Source organism: Pseudomonas sp. N2-3-1-14 (assembly GCF_041228395.1).
Lineage (GTDB): Bacteria > Pseudomonadota > Gammaproteobacteria > Pseudomonadales > Pseudomonadaceae > Aquipseudomonas.
Map to the genome: position 1 here is coordinate 620,042 of NZ_CP166199.1, position 14,731 is coordinate 634,772.

Below are 14,731 nucleotides of genomic sequence, written 5' to 3' on the forward strand. Positions count from 1 at the left end.
TACGCTATAATCCCGCCCTTTAGCTGTTTCTCGTCCAGGCGAGAGGCACACTTTTTTCAGGCGCACCCCGCCTGCATGCAGACTAAAAGAGGCTAGACCCCTGTGGCATTGACGATTCTTGGCCTGTCCGGCGCCCTTAGCCATGATCCTTCCGCAGCCTTGTATATCGACGGCAAGCTGATCGCGGCCGCCGAAGAAGAGCGCTTCGTACGCGACAAACATGCAAAGAACCGCATGCCCTACGAGTCGGCGAAGTTCTGCCTGGAACAAGCCGGTATCAAGCCCTCCGACGTTGATGTGGTGGCGATTCCGTTCGCCCCGATCAGCCTGTTCGGCGAGGCCCGCTGGCACTATGCCAAGCGTTACTGGTACGCCCCGGACCGCGCCCTCGACGCGATCCTGATGGGCAACCGTCGCTACAAGCGCTATCGCAACAAGATCGTCTGGTGCCTGGAGCAACTGGGCTTCGACCCGAAGAAAATTAAGATCGAACCGGTTGAGCACCACCTGGCCCACGCCTCCAGCGCTTACCACTGCTCGGGTTTCCAGGAGAAAACCGCGATCCTGGGGATCGACGGCAAGGGCGAGTACGCCACCACCTTTTTCGGCTACGGCGAAAACGGCAAGATTCACAAGATCAAGGAATTCTACGACCCGGACTCCCTCGGCGGCCTGTATGGCGCGATCACCGAGTTCCTCGGTTTCGAGATGCTCGACGGCGAGTTCAAGGTCATGGGCATGGCGCCGTATGGCGATGCCAGCAAGTACGATTTCTCGCGCCTGGCCTCGTTTGAGAACGGCGAGCTGGTGATCAACACCGACTACGCCAACGTCATCGGCCTGCGTCGCTACAAAGAGAAGGGCAAGGGGTTCTACTTCTCGCCAAAACTGATCGAGTGGCTGGGTCCCAAGCGCGAAGGCGATATCGCCGACGAGCCGTACATCCACTACGCGGCCAGCATGCAAGCGCTGTTCGAGAAGCTGGCCCTGCAGATGATCGACCACTACTTGGGCGACATCCTCAAAGACACCGGCAAGCTGGCCTTCGCTGGCGGCTGCGCGCTGAACGTCAAGCTCAACCAGAAGATCATTGCCCGCGATGACGTGAAAGAGCTGTTCGTGCAGCCGGCGTCCGGCGATGCCGGCACCGCGGTGGGTGCCGCCGCCTACGTGTCCCACGCCCGTGGTGTACCGGTCGAGAAGATGGAACACGTCTACCTCGGCCCGTCCTACAGCAACGAAGACGTGATCGCCGCGTGCGCCAAGCACGCAAGCAAACCGGTATGGCGCAAGATCGAGAACATGCCCAAGCGCATCGCCAAGATCATGGTCGACGGCAACCCGGTGGCCTGGTTCCAGGGCCGCATGGAGTTTGGCCCGCGCGCGTTGGGCGGTCGTTCGATCATTGGTTGCCCGAGCGCCACCGGCGTGGCGGATCGCATTAACCACCAGATCAAGTTCCGCGAGCGTTGGAGGCCTTTCTGCCCGTCGATGCTCGACACCGTTGCGCCACAGATGATCAAGGTCGATCACCCGGCGCCGTTCATGACCTTCACCTTTGAAGTGTCGGAAGAATGGAAAACCCGCGTGCCGGAAGTGGTCCATGAAGATGGTACTTCCCGCGCCCAGGTGCTCAAGCGCGAATACAACCCGCGCTACTACGACATGATGAAAGAGCTGGAAGTACTCACCGGCAACGGCGTGTCGCTGAACACCTCGCTCAACCGTCGTGGCGAAGCAATGATCTGCTCGCCGACCGACGCGCTGAACATGTTCTTTGGCTCGGACCTGCAGTACCTGATCATGGAAGACATCCTGGTCGTCAAAGACGGCGTGGACCCTTATGACTCGGTCGGCTGATCGCCACGTCCTGCAGTTCTGCCACGGCTATGACGGGCCGTTCCTCGATTGCGCGCGGCAGTACGCCAGCCTGTTCGCAGGCTCGGGCTACAAGGTGACCACGGTGTTTCTCACCGGGGTCGCCGACCCCGATGTGGCGGCCGGTTGTGCCTCTGATGAAGTGTTGTTCATGGAATTCAGCTCCAAGGCCATTCGTGGCCTGAAGCTGGGCGCCATCGGTGAGCTGCGCAAGATCGCGGCATCACGCAATTTCAGTTTCTGCATTGCTCACCGGTTCAAGCCGATCTATATCGCCCTGCTCGGCACGCGCTTGCCGGTGATCGGTGTGCATCATGCGTTTGGTGACTATGGGCGCCGCAGCCGCAAGCTGTTTGCGTCGATTTTCCGCAAGCGTTTGAGCCTGCTGGGTGTGTCCGATGCGGTGCGTGATGACATGCGCCGTTGCTTGCCGGCCTGGCCGGCAGCGCGGATTCAAACGCTGTACAACCGCATCGATGTCGACGCCATGCAGGCCCTGCAGGTTCCGGCCGAAGCGGCGCGCGATGCGCTGGGGCTGTCGCCGGATGAGTGGGTGGTCGGCAATGTTGGCCGCCTGCACCCGGACAAGGACCAGGCCACCTTGCTCAAGGGGTTTGCCCTGGCGCTGCCGCATTTGCCGGCACAAAGTCGTCTGGCCATCCTCGGCACCGGCCGCTTGGAGAAAGACCTCAAGGCCTTGGCCCGTGAGCTGGGGATTGCCGAACAGGTGCTGTTCCTCGGCCAGGTGCCGGATGCGCGCCGTTACTTCCGAGCCTTCGACGCCTTTGCCCTGAGTTCCGATCACGAACCTTTCGGCATGGTACTGCTGGAGGCCATGGCCGCCGGCGTGCCGCTGTTGGCAACAGCGTGCGGTGGCGCCCGGGAAGTGGTCGAAGGCGTGGGGATCCTGTTTCCCTTCGGCGATGCCGAACACTTGGGCCAGGGGCTTCGGCACCTGGCGGCAATGGATCGTCAGCAGCACGCGCAATGCGCCCAGATGATGCTCGAGCGCTTGCACGAGCAGTTCTCGGACCAGGCGGTTCGCGCTGCCTTCTGGCGGCTGCCGCACGTTACTGAACTGACCGCGAGGGCGTGATGCTCAATCGATTCCAAGGCTGGCGCGAGCGTGGCTGGTCCGTCGTTGACGCGTCCACCTACAGCGACGCCTGGCAGCGTTACGGTGGCAGTGTTGCCACCCATCCGCAGGTGGTTGAGCGTCTTGCCGGGCTGGCCGAGATTCCTGTGCGCTACCTGGCGTGGGAGCAAGGCGGCGAGCTCAAGGCCTGTATTGCGACCTGGGGCCAGGACTTGGCGTTATCCAAGGATGTGCTCAAGCGCAAAGGCAAGAAGGGCTTGTTCGACCTGGGCAATGCCGAGTTGATTCTGCCTGCCGCCGCCGATGCCCAAGCCCCGTTGCGTCATCGCGCGCGCTACCTGTCGGCACTGAATGAAGGCCGTTTTGCCGGCATCCAGCTGCAGACCGAGCAGTTGGCCATGGCGCGTACCCCGGAAGAACTGTCGAAGAAATTTCGCTATAACCAGCGCCGCGAGTTGCGTCTGCTGGAAGAGGCGGGCGGTGTGGTGCGTGCGGTCCAGACATTCACCAGTGCCGAGCTGGCGGCAATTTACTGTGATTTGTTCCAGCGCCGCTGGGGCTTTCCCGCCACCGGCGCCGAGCGCATGGCGCAGGTGATCGAGCTGCTGCGTGAATGGTTGATCGGTTCGGTGATTTTCCTCAACGATGCGCCGATCGCCATTCAGCTGGTTTACCGCGTTGAGGCGCCAGAGTGGGTCAGCGTTGAATACGTCAATGGCGGCGTAGACCCTCAGACGCGTGAGTTCAGCCCCGGTAGCGTGCTGAGTTTCCTCAATACGCAAAGTGCCTGGGAACAGGCGCGGGAAGCCGGCAAGCCGCTGCGATTTTCGTTTGGCCGGGCAGACCGCGAGTACAAAGACCGTTGGTGCAACCCGGTGCCGGTGTTCAAGGTATGAGTGATTCTCCCAGCCGCAAGCAAGCCCTGCTCAAACGCCACCGCCGCAACAAGCGCGTGGCGCTGCTGGTCGGTTTGCTGGTGTTGATCGGCGTCGGCGTGGCGGTGGCCTGGTGGCTGCCGCTGCTGTTGGCAATCCTGGCCTGGGTGGCCCATGAAGCCTGGTTTGCCGACCATCTGTTTTACTCGCCCGGCGATGACTATCAGTACGCCTTTGCGGCCGAGACCGAGCAACCCAAGGTTGTTCTGGATAACGGCCGATTGCTGCTGGAGCAGGCGCTGGAGCTGTCGGGCGACGAGACGCTGATCCTTGCGCTGCGGCTCAAGAGCGGCTTGCTGGGGCGCTTTATTGATCCGTTTATCGCCTTGCCACAGGGTGATCGGCAGGTGTTCGAGCGCGGCGTCAACGGCTTGCGCTACTTGAATCTCACCGGCCAGGCGCAAGCGCTGCTCGCTGGGCAACTGCGCCTGAGTGGCCGGTTCTGCCGTGTGCAAGGTACGCCGGTGTTGTCGGTATTTCGCCAGCCCGACGTGCGTCAGCAACGGGTGATGGTGATTGCACCCCATGCCGATGATGCCGAGCTTGCCGCCTTTGGCCTGTACAGTCAGGCGGCGCAGCCCTGGATCGTGACGTTGACGGCCGGCGAAATCGAAGCCGAGCATTATCAACAGATGGGCCTGGGCAAGCCCGAGGCTGCACGCCTCAAGGGCCGGTTGCGCGCCTGGGACAGTATCGCCGTGCCGCGTTGGGCGGGTGTGCCGCAGGAACATTGCGTGCAGCTGGGGTATTTCTGCCTGCAGCTGGCGGCGATGAGGGCAGAGCCAGATCGCGCCGTGGCGTCCCGAGAGGCCGCGTTGAGCGACATTCGCGTGTTTCGCCAATTCAACCCGTTCCCACTGCCTGCGGATGCCGATGGCCTGCCGACCTGGAACAATCTGCTGGCAGACTTGCGGGCGGTGCTGCTGATGGCGCGTCCTGACGTTATCGTGCTGCCGCATCCGGTGCTCGACCCGCACCCTGACCATGTCTGCGCACAGCAGGCCGTGCTGCAAGCCCTGCAAGGGCTGGAGTGGCAGCCGACCACGCTGCTCGGCTACGCCAATCACCTGCATGACAATGACCGCTGGCCGATGGGCGATTCGGGCAACGGCATCGCGTTGCCACCCTGTTTTGATTCGAGCATCACCTTGCAGCCTTTTTGCGTGCCGGTGTCTGCCGAACAACAGCGTGACAAGGCCATGTCGCTGGGCATGATGCATGACTTGCAGCCCAGGATGCCGTTCAAGCGGCGCGTGCGGCGTGCGATCCAACGGTTGCTGGCCGCAAGGGCCATTTCACCCTGGGGGGAAAATGAGTTTTACCGCAAGGCTGTAAGGCGACATGAACTTTTTTGGTTCATCAAGCACAAGTAAGGTTACGTAACGTGGAGGGGCGCAGCGCGCTCCCGTAAAAAATGACAGTGAGTCCGTTTTGATCAATCAGTGCCCCCGCATCCTCTTCCTCATTCCGTACTTTGGCCGCTGGCCATTCTGGATGCCGTTTTTTCTCGAAAGCTGCAGACACAATGCAGATATTGACTGGCTGTTGTTCAGCGACTGCCCGATACCGAGCAACGTTCCTGACAACGTCAGGATTGAAAGCATTACCTTTGCCGATTACTGCGCGTTGGTTTCGCAACGGTTGAACATCCCGTTTGCCCCGCAAGCGGCTTATAAGTTGTGTGACATCAAGCCTGCGCTGGGGCATATCCATGCCGATCGCCTCGAGGGGTATGACTTTTGGGCGTTCGGCGACCTGGACCTTATTTACGGCGACCTGCGCCGCTATTTCACGCCCGACCGACTGGCTGGCTATGATTTGTTCTCGACCCACGAACGACGGGTCGCCGGCCATTTGTGCCTGATGCGCAATACCGCCAGAAAGCGCCAGGTGTTCATGCAGATCAAGGATTGGGAAGCGCGTTTCACCGATCAGGCGCATCATGCGCTGGATGAAGGCGCGTTCAGCAGGATTTTCCTGTGGCGCAAGAATTTTCCGAAACCGTTGTTCGAGTTGGTCGGCAAGCTCAATCCCTGGCGCCGCCGCAGTGAGTTCACCGAGGCGTTCAGTACGCCGGGCGGTGTGATCAAATGGCACGACGGCAGTGATCGCTTCCCGCATCAGTGGTTCTGGAATAACGGTCGCCTCACCAATGACCTGGACGGCGAGCGCGAATTTCCCTATTTCCATTTTGTCTGCTGGAAGCGTAATCAGTGGCCACGGTTACCGGAGCCCGACAGCGAGTACGTCGAGGCGCTGGCGGCTGAACCGTCGTGGGTCGTTGATGCCACAGGTTTCCATCGAGGAGAGTTATGAGTCGGCGTTTCAAGGTCCTGCAATTGCAGCCTGACTACAATGTTAAATCCCATGATTTTGCCGACCTGGCCGAACAGATCGTCAAGGCATTGCCTGCGGACCGCTACGAAGTCACCGCCGCGTTTTTGCGTGGCCGACCCGGGCCTGCGGACCCGGTCAGCCGGGCGGCAACGTCGGTCTATTTCGATTTCTCCGACAAGGCGCTCAAGGGCTTGAGGCTGCGCGCCATGTGGCAGATGTATAAGTTCTGTCGCAAGGAACAGTTTGACGTGGTGGTGTGCAACCGCTTCAAGCCGGTCAACATGATGTTGCAACTCAACCGCTGGTTGAAGATTCCACTGTGTATCGGGATCTCCCACGGCTTTGGCGAGTATGACCGTCTCTACCGCCGCAAACAGGCGCAGCGCTGGATTGACGAGCATTGGCGGTTTGTCGGGGTTTCGCCGGCGGTCAAACAGTACTTGCTGGACTGCCAGTGCGGGTTTACCGACAGCAATACCTACGCGATTACCAACGCCATCGACATCGAGCAGGCCGAAGGCTTGCAGCATTCGCGCGAACGCGCGCGTGAGTTACTGGGCATCGACCCTTCGGTGCGGTTGATCGGCGCCCTGGGGCGTCTGGTTCCGGTCAAGGGTCACACCTATTTGCTGCAGGCGTTTGCAGCGCTCAAGGATAAATACCCTGCGGCGCAACTCGCCATCATTGGCGCGGGGCGTGAGCAGGCCAACCTGGCCGCGCAGATCCAGAGCCTTGGCCTTGATGGGCGGGTGCACTTGCTGGGCTTCAAGGAAAACGCCCTGCAGTACGTGCGCGCTTTCGATATCTGGGCCATGCCCTCGCTGGCTGAAGGCTTGGGCCTGGCGCTGCTGGAAGGCATGAGCGGCCGCCTGCCGGTGATCGCCTCCAGTGTGCCGGCCATGCTGCCACTGATTGAAGGTGCCGGTGGCCTGGCGGTGGAGCCGGCCAACGTGCCCGAATTGACCCAGGCGCTGGACACCTATCTGGCGCTGTCCGATGAGGCGCTCGCGCAAAAGGGCGAGCAGGCTTACCAGTACCTTCAGGCGCAACATGACATTGAGGTGTTCCGCCAGCAATACCTGGAGCTGATCGAGTCCGGGTTGGCCCAAGCACGCAGGAACAGCGTATGAACCAGAGTCAGCCCTTGGTCACGGTGATCATCGCCTCGTACAACCACGGCCCGTACATCGAGGAAAGCATCCTCAGTGTGTTGAACCAGACCTACCCCAACATCGAACTGCTGGTGATCGATGACGGCTCGACAGACGACAGTGTCGAGCGCATCCGCCGCCTGCAGGAGCGCTACACGTTCGACTTTCGCGTCCAGCAGAATCAAGGCCTGACGAATACGCTCAATGGCGCTATTGCACGCTCCCACGGCCCGCTGATCGTGCCGTTCGGCTCCGATGACATCATGAAGCCAGAGCGCATTGCGACTCAGGTGGCTTACATGGACGGCAAGCCGGAAGTGGGTATCTGTGCGGGTAACATCGAGCTGATCGATTCGCGAGGCGAACTGCTTCCCGAGAAGCGCCAGCGCCGCGACGTGCCATTTCGGCGCCTGGACTTCGACGACATGTTCCTGGAGCGCAAACCCTATCCGCCGGCACCCACGCTGATGATTCGGCGTGAGGCGCTGGAAAAGGTCGGTGGGTTTGACCCCGAGATTCGCCTGGAAGACTTGTTGATCGAGTTGAAGATCACCCATGCCGGGTACTTCATCGATGGTCTGAACGTGGTCATGGCCCGCTACCGCAAGCACGCCACCAACTCGTACAAGAACCACCGATTCATGATCGACAATATCCTGCGCTCTTACGCGTTGTTCAGTGACCACCCGCTCTATGACGAGGTGCGTTACAAGTTTCTCAGCTCCATGTTCCTCAAGACCTCCAACCGCAATCGCGCGTTGGCGCGAGAGTTGTTGGCGCAGATCCCGTTTCGGGCCTGGAACAAGAAAACCTGGCGGGGTTTGGCGCGGCTATATTTTTCGCCGCTGGAAAAAGACTGACACACCCTGTGTGCGCCCCTCGCCGGGGCGCACTTGGCGTGCTTCAAGCGGCGGGGCGTGCCAGGGTCAGCACGTGCTCACGGATTTTGACCGTGGCTTGCGGCGACGCAACCAGCGCATAGCCACTGGCCAACTGTTCAAAGTGCGCTTCGAACAACCAATTGCGGTCCTGCGAGTAGCGTTGCATGTGTTTCACGTTGCGCTGGCGCAGCGTGTTGCGCAGCGGCGAGGGATAAAGGCGCATGTCGGCCACGTCGATCAGGCCGAACTCACCATCATCCATCAGCAGAACGTTGCCCAAGTGCAGCGAGCGGAAGTACACGCCGCGTTCATGCAGCTGGGCCATGAACCTGCCAAAGCGTTCGATCAGCGATTCTCGCAGGCTACTGTCCAGGCTTTGCAGCGCCTGGCGCAGGGTTAGGCCGGGGAGTGGCTGATAGCGCACGGCACTGCTGCCATCGCGCAAGCTATACACATCGAGAATCCGCGGTGACGCGATACCCAGTTGCTGCAGGTGTTCGCTGTTGCTGGCAAAGCGTTCCGAATACGGATTGAAGCCCCCGGAGGTGTACCAGCGGCGCGCCCTGAACAGCTTGAGGAAGCTGCCATCCTCAAGACGCAGGACCTTGGGCCCAAGACCATCTTCCTCGATGACGGCAGCGCCTTTACGCAGGGCGTCGAACGCCAGCGGTGCGGGCGTTTGCACACGCATGCTCAGCAGGCTGTGACGGCGCTTGGCGATACTCAGGCCGGCGATCAGCGCCAGCGGAATCCACAGCAGGAACCAATGCTCCTTGGGGCGCGACAGGATCCCGCCGCCTTCGGTCAGACCGGCGCCGATGCCGTAGGCCAGCAGGGCGGACGTCAGCAGAAACAGCGGTTGTGCGCGCTCTTTGAAACCTTTGTACAGGCCCCAGCCGAGCATGAAGATCCACGGGATAAAGCCGATGATGCCGACGTAATAGAGCACGCCGAGGGCAAAGCTGTGCGGCTCCATCAGTTCGTAACCGTCCACGATCAAGGACAGTTCGGAGTCGTAGCTGTGGCCGATCAGCGGATGGTCGGCGATACGCTGCAGGGTCATGCCCCACAATTCAAAACGGTATGAACTGCCACGCTCGGTAATCGCTTCAGGATAAAACAGCAGCAGCGCTGCAGCGCCAAGCACCAGGACCGCGATCATCAGGGCCGAGCGGCGATTGCGGCTGACAAACGCCATCCACACGGCGGCCAGCGTCAGCGCAACCAGCGGCGTGCGAGAGCCGGTGGCCAGCACCGCGAGCGTCATGACCGCCAGCGCAGGCGCGCTGAACAACAACACCTGCAAGCGCTGGGTGGTGATGCAGACATACAGCCAATAGATGCAGAAAAAGCCGAACAGATGGGAGCTGAGCAGCGGATTATCGAGAGCGCCCAGGCCGCCGATCATGCGCACGCTCACGCCGGGCACGAAGCCTTTGGCGAATGCCACCAGGTTGAACAGGCACACCACCAGGGCAATCACGGCGGCGCTGAAAAAAATCGGTTTGAACAGCTCGCTGCGGTAGTGCAGCAACAGCCCACAGCCGGCAAACAGCATGAAGGTTTGCAGCGGCACCTTGAACAGGTTGGAATCGCCGGTGGGTTGCGGGCTCCACAGCACGGTGATCAGTGCCCAGGCGCAAAATGCCAGAAGCGCAATAATCAAAGGTTCGCGCAGCAGTTCTTTGATTTCCCGCGGGCGCAGGCACAGCAGGAACAAGGTCGGCACACTGAAAAAGCCGTAGTAGAGACGGTGCATGACGTTGCGGTTGGTGACGTAGAACAATGAACTCAGAAGCAACAACAAGCCAATGGGCAAAATCCATAGGACCAGGAAGTCGAAAACGCGATTTGAGCCATAAATAAGGCGCTTGGAGTGCATACAGAAAAGCCATTCCAGAATAGAGAAAGCCGACCATCTTAAAGTAGTGGCTATATAATGTCGTCGGCTGGATCCAACCAGGCCGAGGGTCATACCGGGTGCAAGTACAACAGAGAAGCTGTGCTAAAGTCAGCCTCCTTTTTCAAAACGCCGCGTGATATGACCGACTCCAGTCCGAGCGCAAGCCCTTCGAGCTTGAAAATATACTTCCGCCTGCTCATGTACGTTAAGCCCTATGCCGGCTTGTTCGCGTTGAGTATTGTCGGATTTCTGATTTTCGCGTCGACCCAGCCCATGCTGGGGTACATCCTCAAGTACTTCGTCGACGGTTTGTCCAACCCTGAAGCGGTGCTGTTCCCCAGCGTACCGTTCCTGCGTGACCTGCAATTGCTGCAAGCCGTGCCCTTGTTGATCATTCTGATCGCAGCCTGGCAGGGCCTGGGTTCGTTCCTGGGCAACTACCTGCTGGCCAAGGTTTCCCTGGGCCTGGTCCACGACCTGCGCGTGCAGTTGTTCAACAACCTGCTGACGCTGCCCAACCGCTACTTCGACAACCACAACTCCGGGCACTTGATTTCGCGCATCACCTTTAACGTGACCATGGTCACGGGTGCGGCGACCGACGCCATCAAGGTGGTGATCCGCGAAGGCATGACGGTGATCTTCCTGTTCGCCTCGCTGCTGTTCATGAACTGGCGCCTGACGCTGGTGATGATCGCCATCCTGCCGTTGATTGCGGTGATGGTCAGCACGGCCAGCAAGAAATTCCGGAAGCAGAGCAAGAAGATCCAGGTGGCCATGGGCGACGTGACTCACGTCGCCTCCGAAACCATCCAGGGCTACCGTGTGGTGCGCAGCTTCGGCGGTGAAGTCTACGAGGAGAAGCGTTTCCTCAAGGCCAGCCAGGGCAACACCGACAAGCAACTGCGCATGACCCGCACCGGGGCGATCTACACCCCGTTGCTGCAACTGGTGATCTACACCGCCATGGCGGTGTTGATGTTCCTGGTGCTTTACCTTCGTGGTGACGCATCGGCCGGTGACATGGTGGCTTACATCACCTTGGCTGGCTTGCTGCCCAAGCCGATCCGTCAATTGTCGGAAGTCAGCTCGACCATCCAGAAAGGCGTGGCCGGCGCTGAAAGCATTTTCGAGCAGTTGGACGAAGAGCAGGAAATCGACCGCGGCACCGTTGAGCGCGACAAGGTCAGCGGCCGCCTGGAAGTGCGTCACCTGAACTTCACCTACCCAGGCACCGAACGCCATGTGCTCAAGGACATCAGCTTCACCGCCGAGCCTGGGCAGATGATCGCGCTGGTGGGGCGTTCCGGCAGCGGCAAGTCGACCCTGGCCAGCCTGATTCCGCGTTTCTACCACCACGAGAGCGGTGAAATCCTGCTCGACGGCGTAGAGATCGAAGACTACAAGCTGCTCAACCTGCGCCGGCACATCGCCCAGGTCACCCAGCACGTGACCTTGTTCAGCGACACCGTCACCAACAACATCGCCTATGGCGACCTGGCGGGTGCGCCCCGCGCGGACGTTGAAGCGGCGGCGGCGGATGCCTATGCCAAAGACTTTATCGACCAGTTGCCGAAGGGTTTCGACACCCAGGTTGGCGAAAATGGCGTGCTGTTGTCCGGCGGCCAGCGCCAGCGCCTGGCAATCGCGCGGGCGTTGCTCAAGAACGCGCCGCTGTTGATTCTCGACGAGGCCACCTCGGCCCTCGACACCGAATCCGAGCGGCACATCCAGGCTGCGCTGGACAAAGTCATGCAGGGCCGCACGACGTTGGTGATTGCGCATCGCCTCTCCACCATTGAGAAGGCCGACCTGATCCTGGTGATGGACGACGGTCGGATTGTCGAGCGCGGCACCCACGCCGAGCTGCTGGCCCAGAACGGCTATTACGCCCGCCTGCATGCCATGGGCCTGGACGCGCCGGTCGCGGCCGACATCACCTAAAACCTTGTGGGAGCGGGCTTGCCCGCGATAGCGGAGTATCAGTCACCGATGTTTCGACTGATTCACCGCCATCGCGGGCAAGCCCGCTCCCACATGTGTTCCTCGGTGGATTCAATGGCAGGCCCGTCGCACTATCTTCTGTGCACACCCTCCACAAGCCTCCTGTAACCCTGTGCTAATATCGCGCCCCTGTTCATTTTGTATGTGGGTTGCTCCATGAAGTTGTCCATGCCGCGATTCGATCAAGCCCCTGTCTTGGTGGTCGGCGATGTCATGCTCGACCGTTACTGGCATGGCGGAACCTCACGGATTTCCCCTGAGGCACCGGTACCGGTAGTCAAGGTCGAGCAAATCGAAGACCGTCCAGGTGGCGCTGCCAACGTTGCCCTCAATATTGCCGCTCTCGGCGCCCCGGCCTCCCTGGTGGGTGTGACCGGCGACGACGAAGCCGCCGACAGCCTGGCCAACAGCCTGCGCGGTGCCGGCGTGCGCGCACTGTTCCAGCGCATTGCCCATCAGCCGACTACCGTCAAGCTGCGGGTCATGAGCCGTCACCAGCAATTGCTGCGTATTGATTTTGAAGAACCCTTCGCCACCGACGCCCTGGCACTGAGCGAGCAGGTCGACACGTTGCTTGAAGGCATCAAGGTGCTGGTCTTGTCCGACTACGGCAAAGGCGCCCTGAAGAACCACCAGATGCTGATCCAGGCCGCCAAGGCCCGCAACATCCCAGTACTGGCCGATCCCAAGGGCAAGGATTTCTCGATTTATCGGGGCGCCAGCCTGATCACGCCCAACCTCAGCGAGTTCGAAGCCATCGTCGGCGGTTGCGCCGACGAGCACGAGCTGGTGACCAAGGGCGCCACGTTGATGGCCGACCTCGACCTGGGCGCCTTGCTGGTGACCCGTGGCGAGCACGGCATGACGCTGCTGCGTCCGGGCCACCCGGCGATGCACTTGCCGGCGCGTGCGCGTGAAGTGTTCGACGTTACCGGCGCCGGCGACACCGTAATCTCCACCCTGGCCGCTTCGATTGCAGCCGGTGAGGAATTGCCCCACGCCGTGGCCCTGGCCAATCTGGCGGCGGGCATTGTGGTCGGCAAGCTGGGCACCGCGGCCATCAGCGCGCCGGAATTGCGCCGGGCTATCCAGCGCTCAGAGGGCTCCGAGCGCGGTGTGCTGACCATCGAGCAATTGCTGCTGGCGATTGACGATGCGCGTGCCCACAACGAAAGCATTGTGTTCACCAATGGCTGTTTCGACATCCTGCACGCCGGTCACGTGACCTATCTTGAGCAGGCGCGAGCCCAAGGCGATCGCCTGATCGTGGCGGTCAATGACGACGCTTCGGTCAGCCGCTTGAAAGGCCCCGGCCGTCCGATCAACAGTGTTGATCGGCGCATGGCAGTATTGGCCGGTCTGGGCGCGGTGGACTGGGTGATCAGCTTCTCTGAAGGCACTCCGGAAAACCTGCTGGCCCAGGTCAAGCCCGATGTGTTGGTCAAGGGCGGCGACTACTCCGTCGACCAGGTGGTGGGTGCCGATATCGTCGGCGCTTACGGCGGCAAGGTGAAGGTGCTCGGCCTGGTCGAGAACAGCTCGACCACCGCCATTGTCGAGAAGATCCGCAACAATGAGTAACGCTGATAAGTGGGTCCTGATCACCGGCGGTGCCGGTTTTATCGGTTCGCATCTGGTTGATGCGTTGCTTGCCAAAGGCTATGCCGTGCGGGTGCTGGATGACCTGTCCACCGGCAAGCGCAGCAACCTGGCGTTGGGCAACCCGCGTGTGCAACTGATTGAAGGTGATGTCGCCAATGCCGAGTTGGTGGCGCAAGCCGCCGTCGGCGTGAGCGCCGTGGTGCACCTGGCCGCAGTGGCCTCGGTGCAGGCGTCGGTGGATGACCCGGTGAGCACTCACCAGAGCAACTTCGTCGGTACCCTGAATGTCTGCGAAGCGATGCGCAAGGCCGGAGTCAAGCGCGTGGTGTTTGCTTCCAGCGCGGCGGTGTACGGCAACAATGGTGAGGGCGCGTCGATTGACGAAGAGACCACCAAGGCGCCGCTGACACCTTATGCGTCGGACAAATTGGCCGGTGAGCATTACTTCGATTTCTACCGCCGCCAGCATGGCCTGGAGCCGGTGATTTTTCGCTTCTTCAACATCTTCGGGCCACGCCAGGATCCGTCCTCGCCGTATTCCGGGGTGATCAGTATTTTCAGCGAGCGCGTGCAGCAGGGTGTGCCGATCAGCGTGTTTGGTGATGGCGAGCAAACCCGCGATTTCATGTACGTGGAAGATTTGGTCGATGTGCTGGTACAGGCCATCGAAGCGCCCGACGCGCCGCTGGGTGCGATCAACGTAGGCTGGAACCGCACCACCACGCTCAAGCAGGTATTGCAGGCGCTGGAAGAAGTCGTGGGTCAGTTGCCGACGATCACTTACGGCCCGGCCCGCTCGGGGGATATTCGGCATTCGCGGGCCAATAACCAGCGGCTGTTGGCGAGTTTCACGCTGCCTGAGCCTACGCCGTTGAAGGTGGGTCTGGAGCGGTTGCTCACGGGCTGAACACCGTCAAAGGGGGGAGCCGCTTTATCTGGGCGCC

At 60.9% G+C, this 14,731-nt stretch carries 11 protein-coding genes; 10 read left to right on the plus strand and 1 reads right to left on the minus strand.

All coding sequences use genetic code 11. From position 1 onward, the window contains the following. Nucleotides 1-102: 102 nt before the first annotated feature. Genes AB5I78_RS02855 through AB5I78_RS02885 form a run of 7 tightly spaced genes read left to right on the plus strand, consistent with a single transcriptional unit; the run spans nt 103 to nt 8,257 of the window. Nucleotides 103-1,860 (plus strand): carbamoyltransferase, encoded by a 1,758-nt coding sequence (locus tag AB5I78_RS02855; protein ID WP_119737974.1) that lies wholly within the window; start codon nt 103-105, stop codon nt 1,858-1,860. Continuing rightward, a complete protein-coding gene (locus AB5I78_RS02860; protein ID WP_369301591.1) occupies nt 1,844-2,974 on the plus strand; it encodes a glycosyltransferase in 1,131 nt (376 codons plus the stop codon). Before AB5I78_RS02855 ends, AB5I78_RS02860 begins: the two co-directional genes overlap by 17 nt. Beyond that, nucleotides 2,974-3,870, plus strand: a complete 897-nt coding sequence (locus tag AB5I78_RS02865) for an antimicrobial resistance protein Mig-14 (RefSeq protein WP_145160089.1) — start codon at nt 2,974-2,976, stop codon at nt 3,868-3,870. The genes AB5I78_RS02860 and AB5I78_RS02865 overlap by 1 nt, the downstream gene beginning before the upstream one ends. Continuing rightward, nucleotides 3,867-5,282, plus strand: a complete 1,416-nt coding sequence (locus AB5I78_RS02870) for a PIG-L family deacetylase (protein WP_369301590.1) — start codon at nt 3,867-3,869, stop codon at nt 5,280-5,282. Before AB5I78_RS02865 ends, AB5I78_RS02870 begins: the two co-directional genes overlap by 4 nt. A 58-nt stretch (nt 5,283-5,340) precedes the next feature. Beyond that, nucleotides 5,341-6,225: a DUF6625 family protein gene (locus AB5I78_RS02875; RefSeq protein WP_242198901.1), complete on the plus strand. Its 885-nt coding sequence runs from the start codon at nt 5,341-5,343 to the stop codon at nt 6,223-6,225. Next, on the plus strand, nt 6,222-7,376 hold the full coding sequence (locus tag AB5I78_RS02880; RefSeq protein ID WP_242198903.1) for a glycosyltransferase family 4 protein: 1,155 nt from the start codon (nt 6,222-6,224) through the stop codon (nt 7,374-7,376). Before AB5I78_RS02875 ends, AB5I78_RS02880 begins: the two co-directional genes overlap by 4 nt. Beyond that, entirely contained in the window at nt 7,373-8,257 is an 885-nt protein-coding gene (locus tag AB5I78_RS02885; protein WP_145160097.1) for a glycosyltransferase, read from the plus strand. Before AB5I78_RS02880 ends, AB5I78_RS02885 begins: the two co-directional genes overlap by 4 nt. A 43-nt stretch (nt 8,258-8,300) precedes the next feature. Here AB5I78_RS02885 and AB5I78_RS02890 read toward each other — a convergent pair whose 3' ends face one another. Beyond that, nucleotides 8,301-10,160, minus strand: a complete 1,860-nt coding sequence (locus AB5I78_RS02890) for an O-antigen ligase family protein (RefSeq protein ID WP_369301589.1) — start codon at nt 10,158-10,160, stop codon at nt 8,301-8,303. Nucleotides 10,161-10,319: 159 nt separating this feature from the next. Between AB5I78_RS02890 and msbA the strand changes: the two genes are divergently transcribed. The 3 genes from msbA to AB5I78_RS02905 all read left to right on the plus strand — a co-directional run bounded on the left by msbA (nt 10,320) and on the right by AB5I78_RS02905 (nt 14,694). After that, on the plus strand, nt 10,320-12,125 hold the full coding sequence (gene msbA / locus AB5I78_RS02895) for a lipid A export permease/ATP-binding protein MsbA (RefSeq protein WP_145160101.1): 1,806 nt from the start codon (nt 10,320-10,322) through the stop codon (nt 12,123-12,125). A 216-nt stretch (nt 12,126-12,341) separates the two neighbouring features. Then, entirely contained in the window at nt 12,342-13,766 is a 1,425-nt protein-coding gene (gene hldE, locus AB5I78_RS02900; protein ID WP_145160103.1) for a bifunctional D-glycero-beta-D-manno-heptose-7-phosphate kinase/D-glycero-beta-D-manno-heptose 1-phosphate adenylyltransferase HldE, read from the plus strand. Next, nucleotides 13,759-14,694, plus strand: coding sequence for an NAD-dependent epimerase/dehydratase family protein (locus AB5I78_RS02905; RefSeq protein ID WP_145160105.1), 936 nt, complete (start codon nt 13,759-13,761; stop codon nt 14,692-14,694). The genes hldE and AB5I78_RS02905 overlap by 8 nt, the downstream gene beginning before the upstream one ends. Nucleotides 14,695-14,731 lie beyond the last annotated feature (37 nt).

What these genes read in the sequence shown, in the direction of transcription:
- msbA (WP_145160101.1), top strand. Translation starts at nt 10,320, where the DNA reads ATGACCGACTCCAGTCCGAGCGCAAGCCCTTCGAGCTTGAAAATATAC.
- AB5I78_RS02890 (WP_369301589.1), bottom strand. Translation starts at nt 10,160, where the DNA reads ATGCACTCCAAGCGCCTTATTTATGGCTCAAATCGCGTTTTCGACTTC.
- AB5I78_RS02860 (WP_369301591.1), top strand. Translation starts at nt 1,844, where the DNA reads ATGACTCGGTCGGCTGATCGCCACGTCCTGCAGTTCTGCCACGGCTAT.
- hldE (WP_145160103.1), top strand. Translation starts at nt 12,342, where the DNA reads ATGAAGTTGTCCATGCCGCGATTCGATCAAGCCCCTGTCTTGGTGGTC.
- AB5I78_RS02880 (WP_242198903.1), top strand. Translation starts at nt 6,222, where the DNA reads ATGAGTCGGCGTTTCAAGGTCCTGCAATTGCAGCCTGACTACAATGTT.
- AB5I78_RS02905 (WP_145160105.1), top strand. Translation starts at nt 13,759, where the DNA reads ATGAGTAACGCTGATAAGTGGGTCCTGATCACCGGCGGTGCCGGTTTT.
- AB5I78_RS02885 (WP_145160097.1), top strand. Translation starts at nt 7,373, where the DNA reads ATGAACCAGAGTCAGCCCTTGGTCACGGTGATCATCGCCTCGTACAAC.
- AB5I78_RS02870 (WP_369301590.1), top strand. Translation starts at nt 3,867, where the DNA reads ATGAGTGATTCTCCCAGCCGCAAGCAAGCCCTGCTCAAACGCCACCGC.
- AB5I78_RS02865 (WP_145160089.1), top strand. Translation starts at nt 2,974, where the DNA reads ATGCTCAATCGATTCCAAGGCTGGCGCGAGCGTGGCTGGTCCGTCGTT.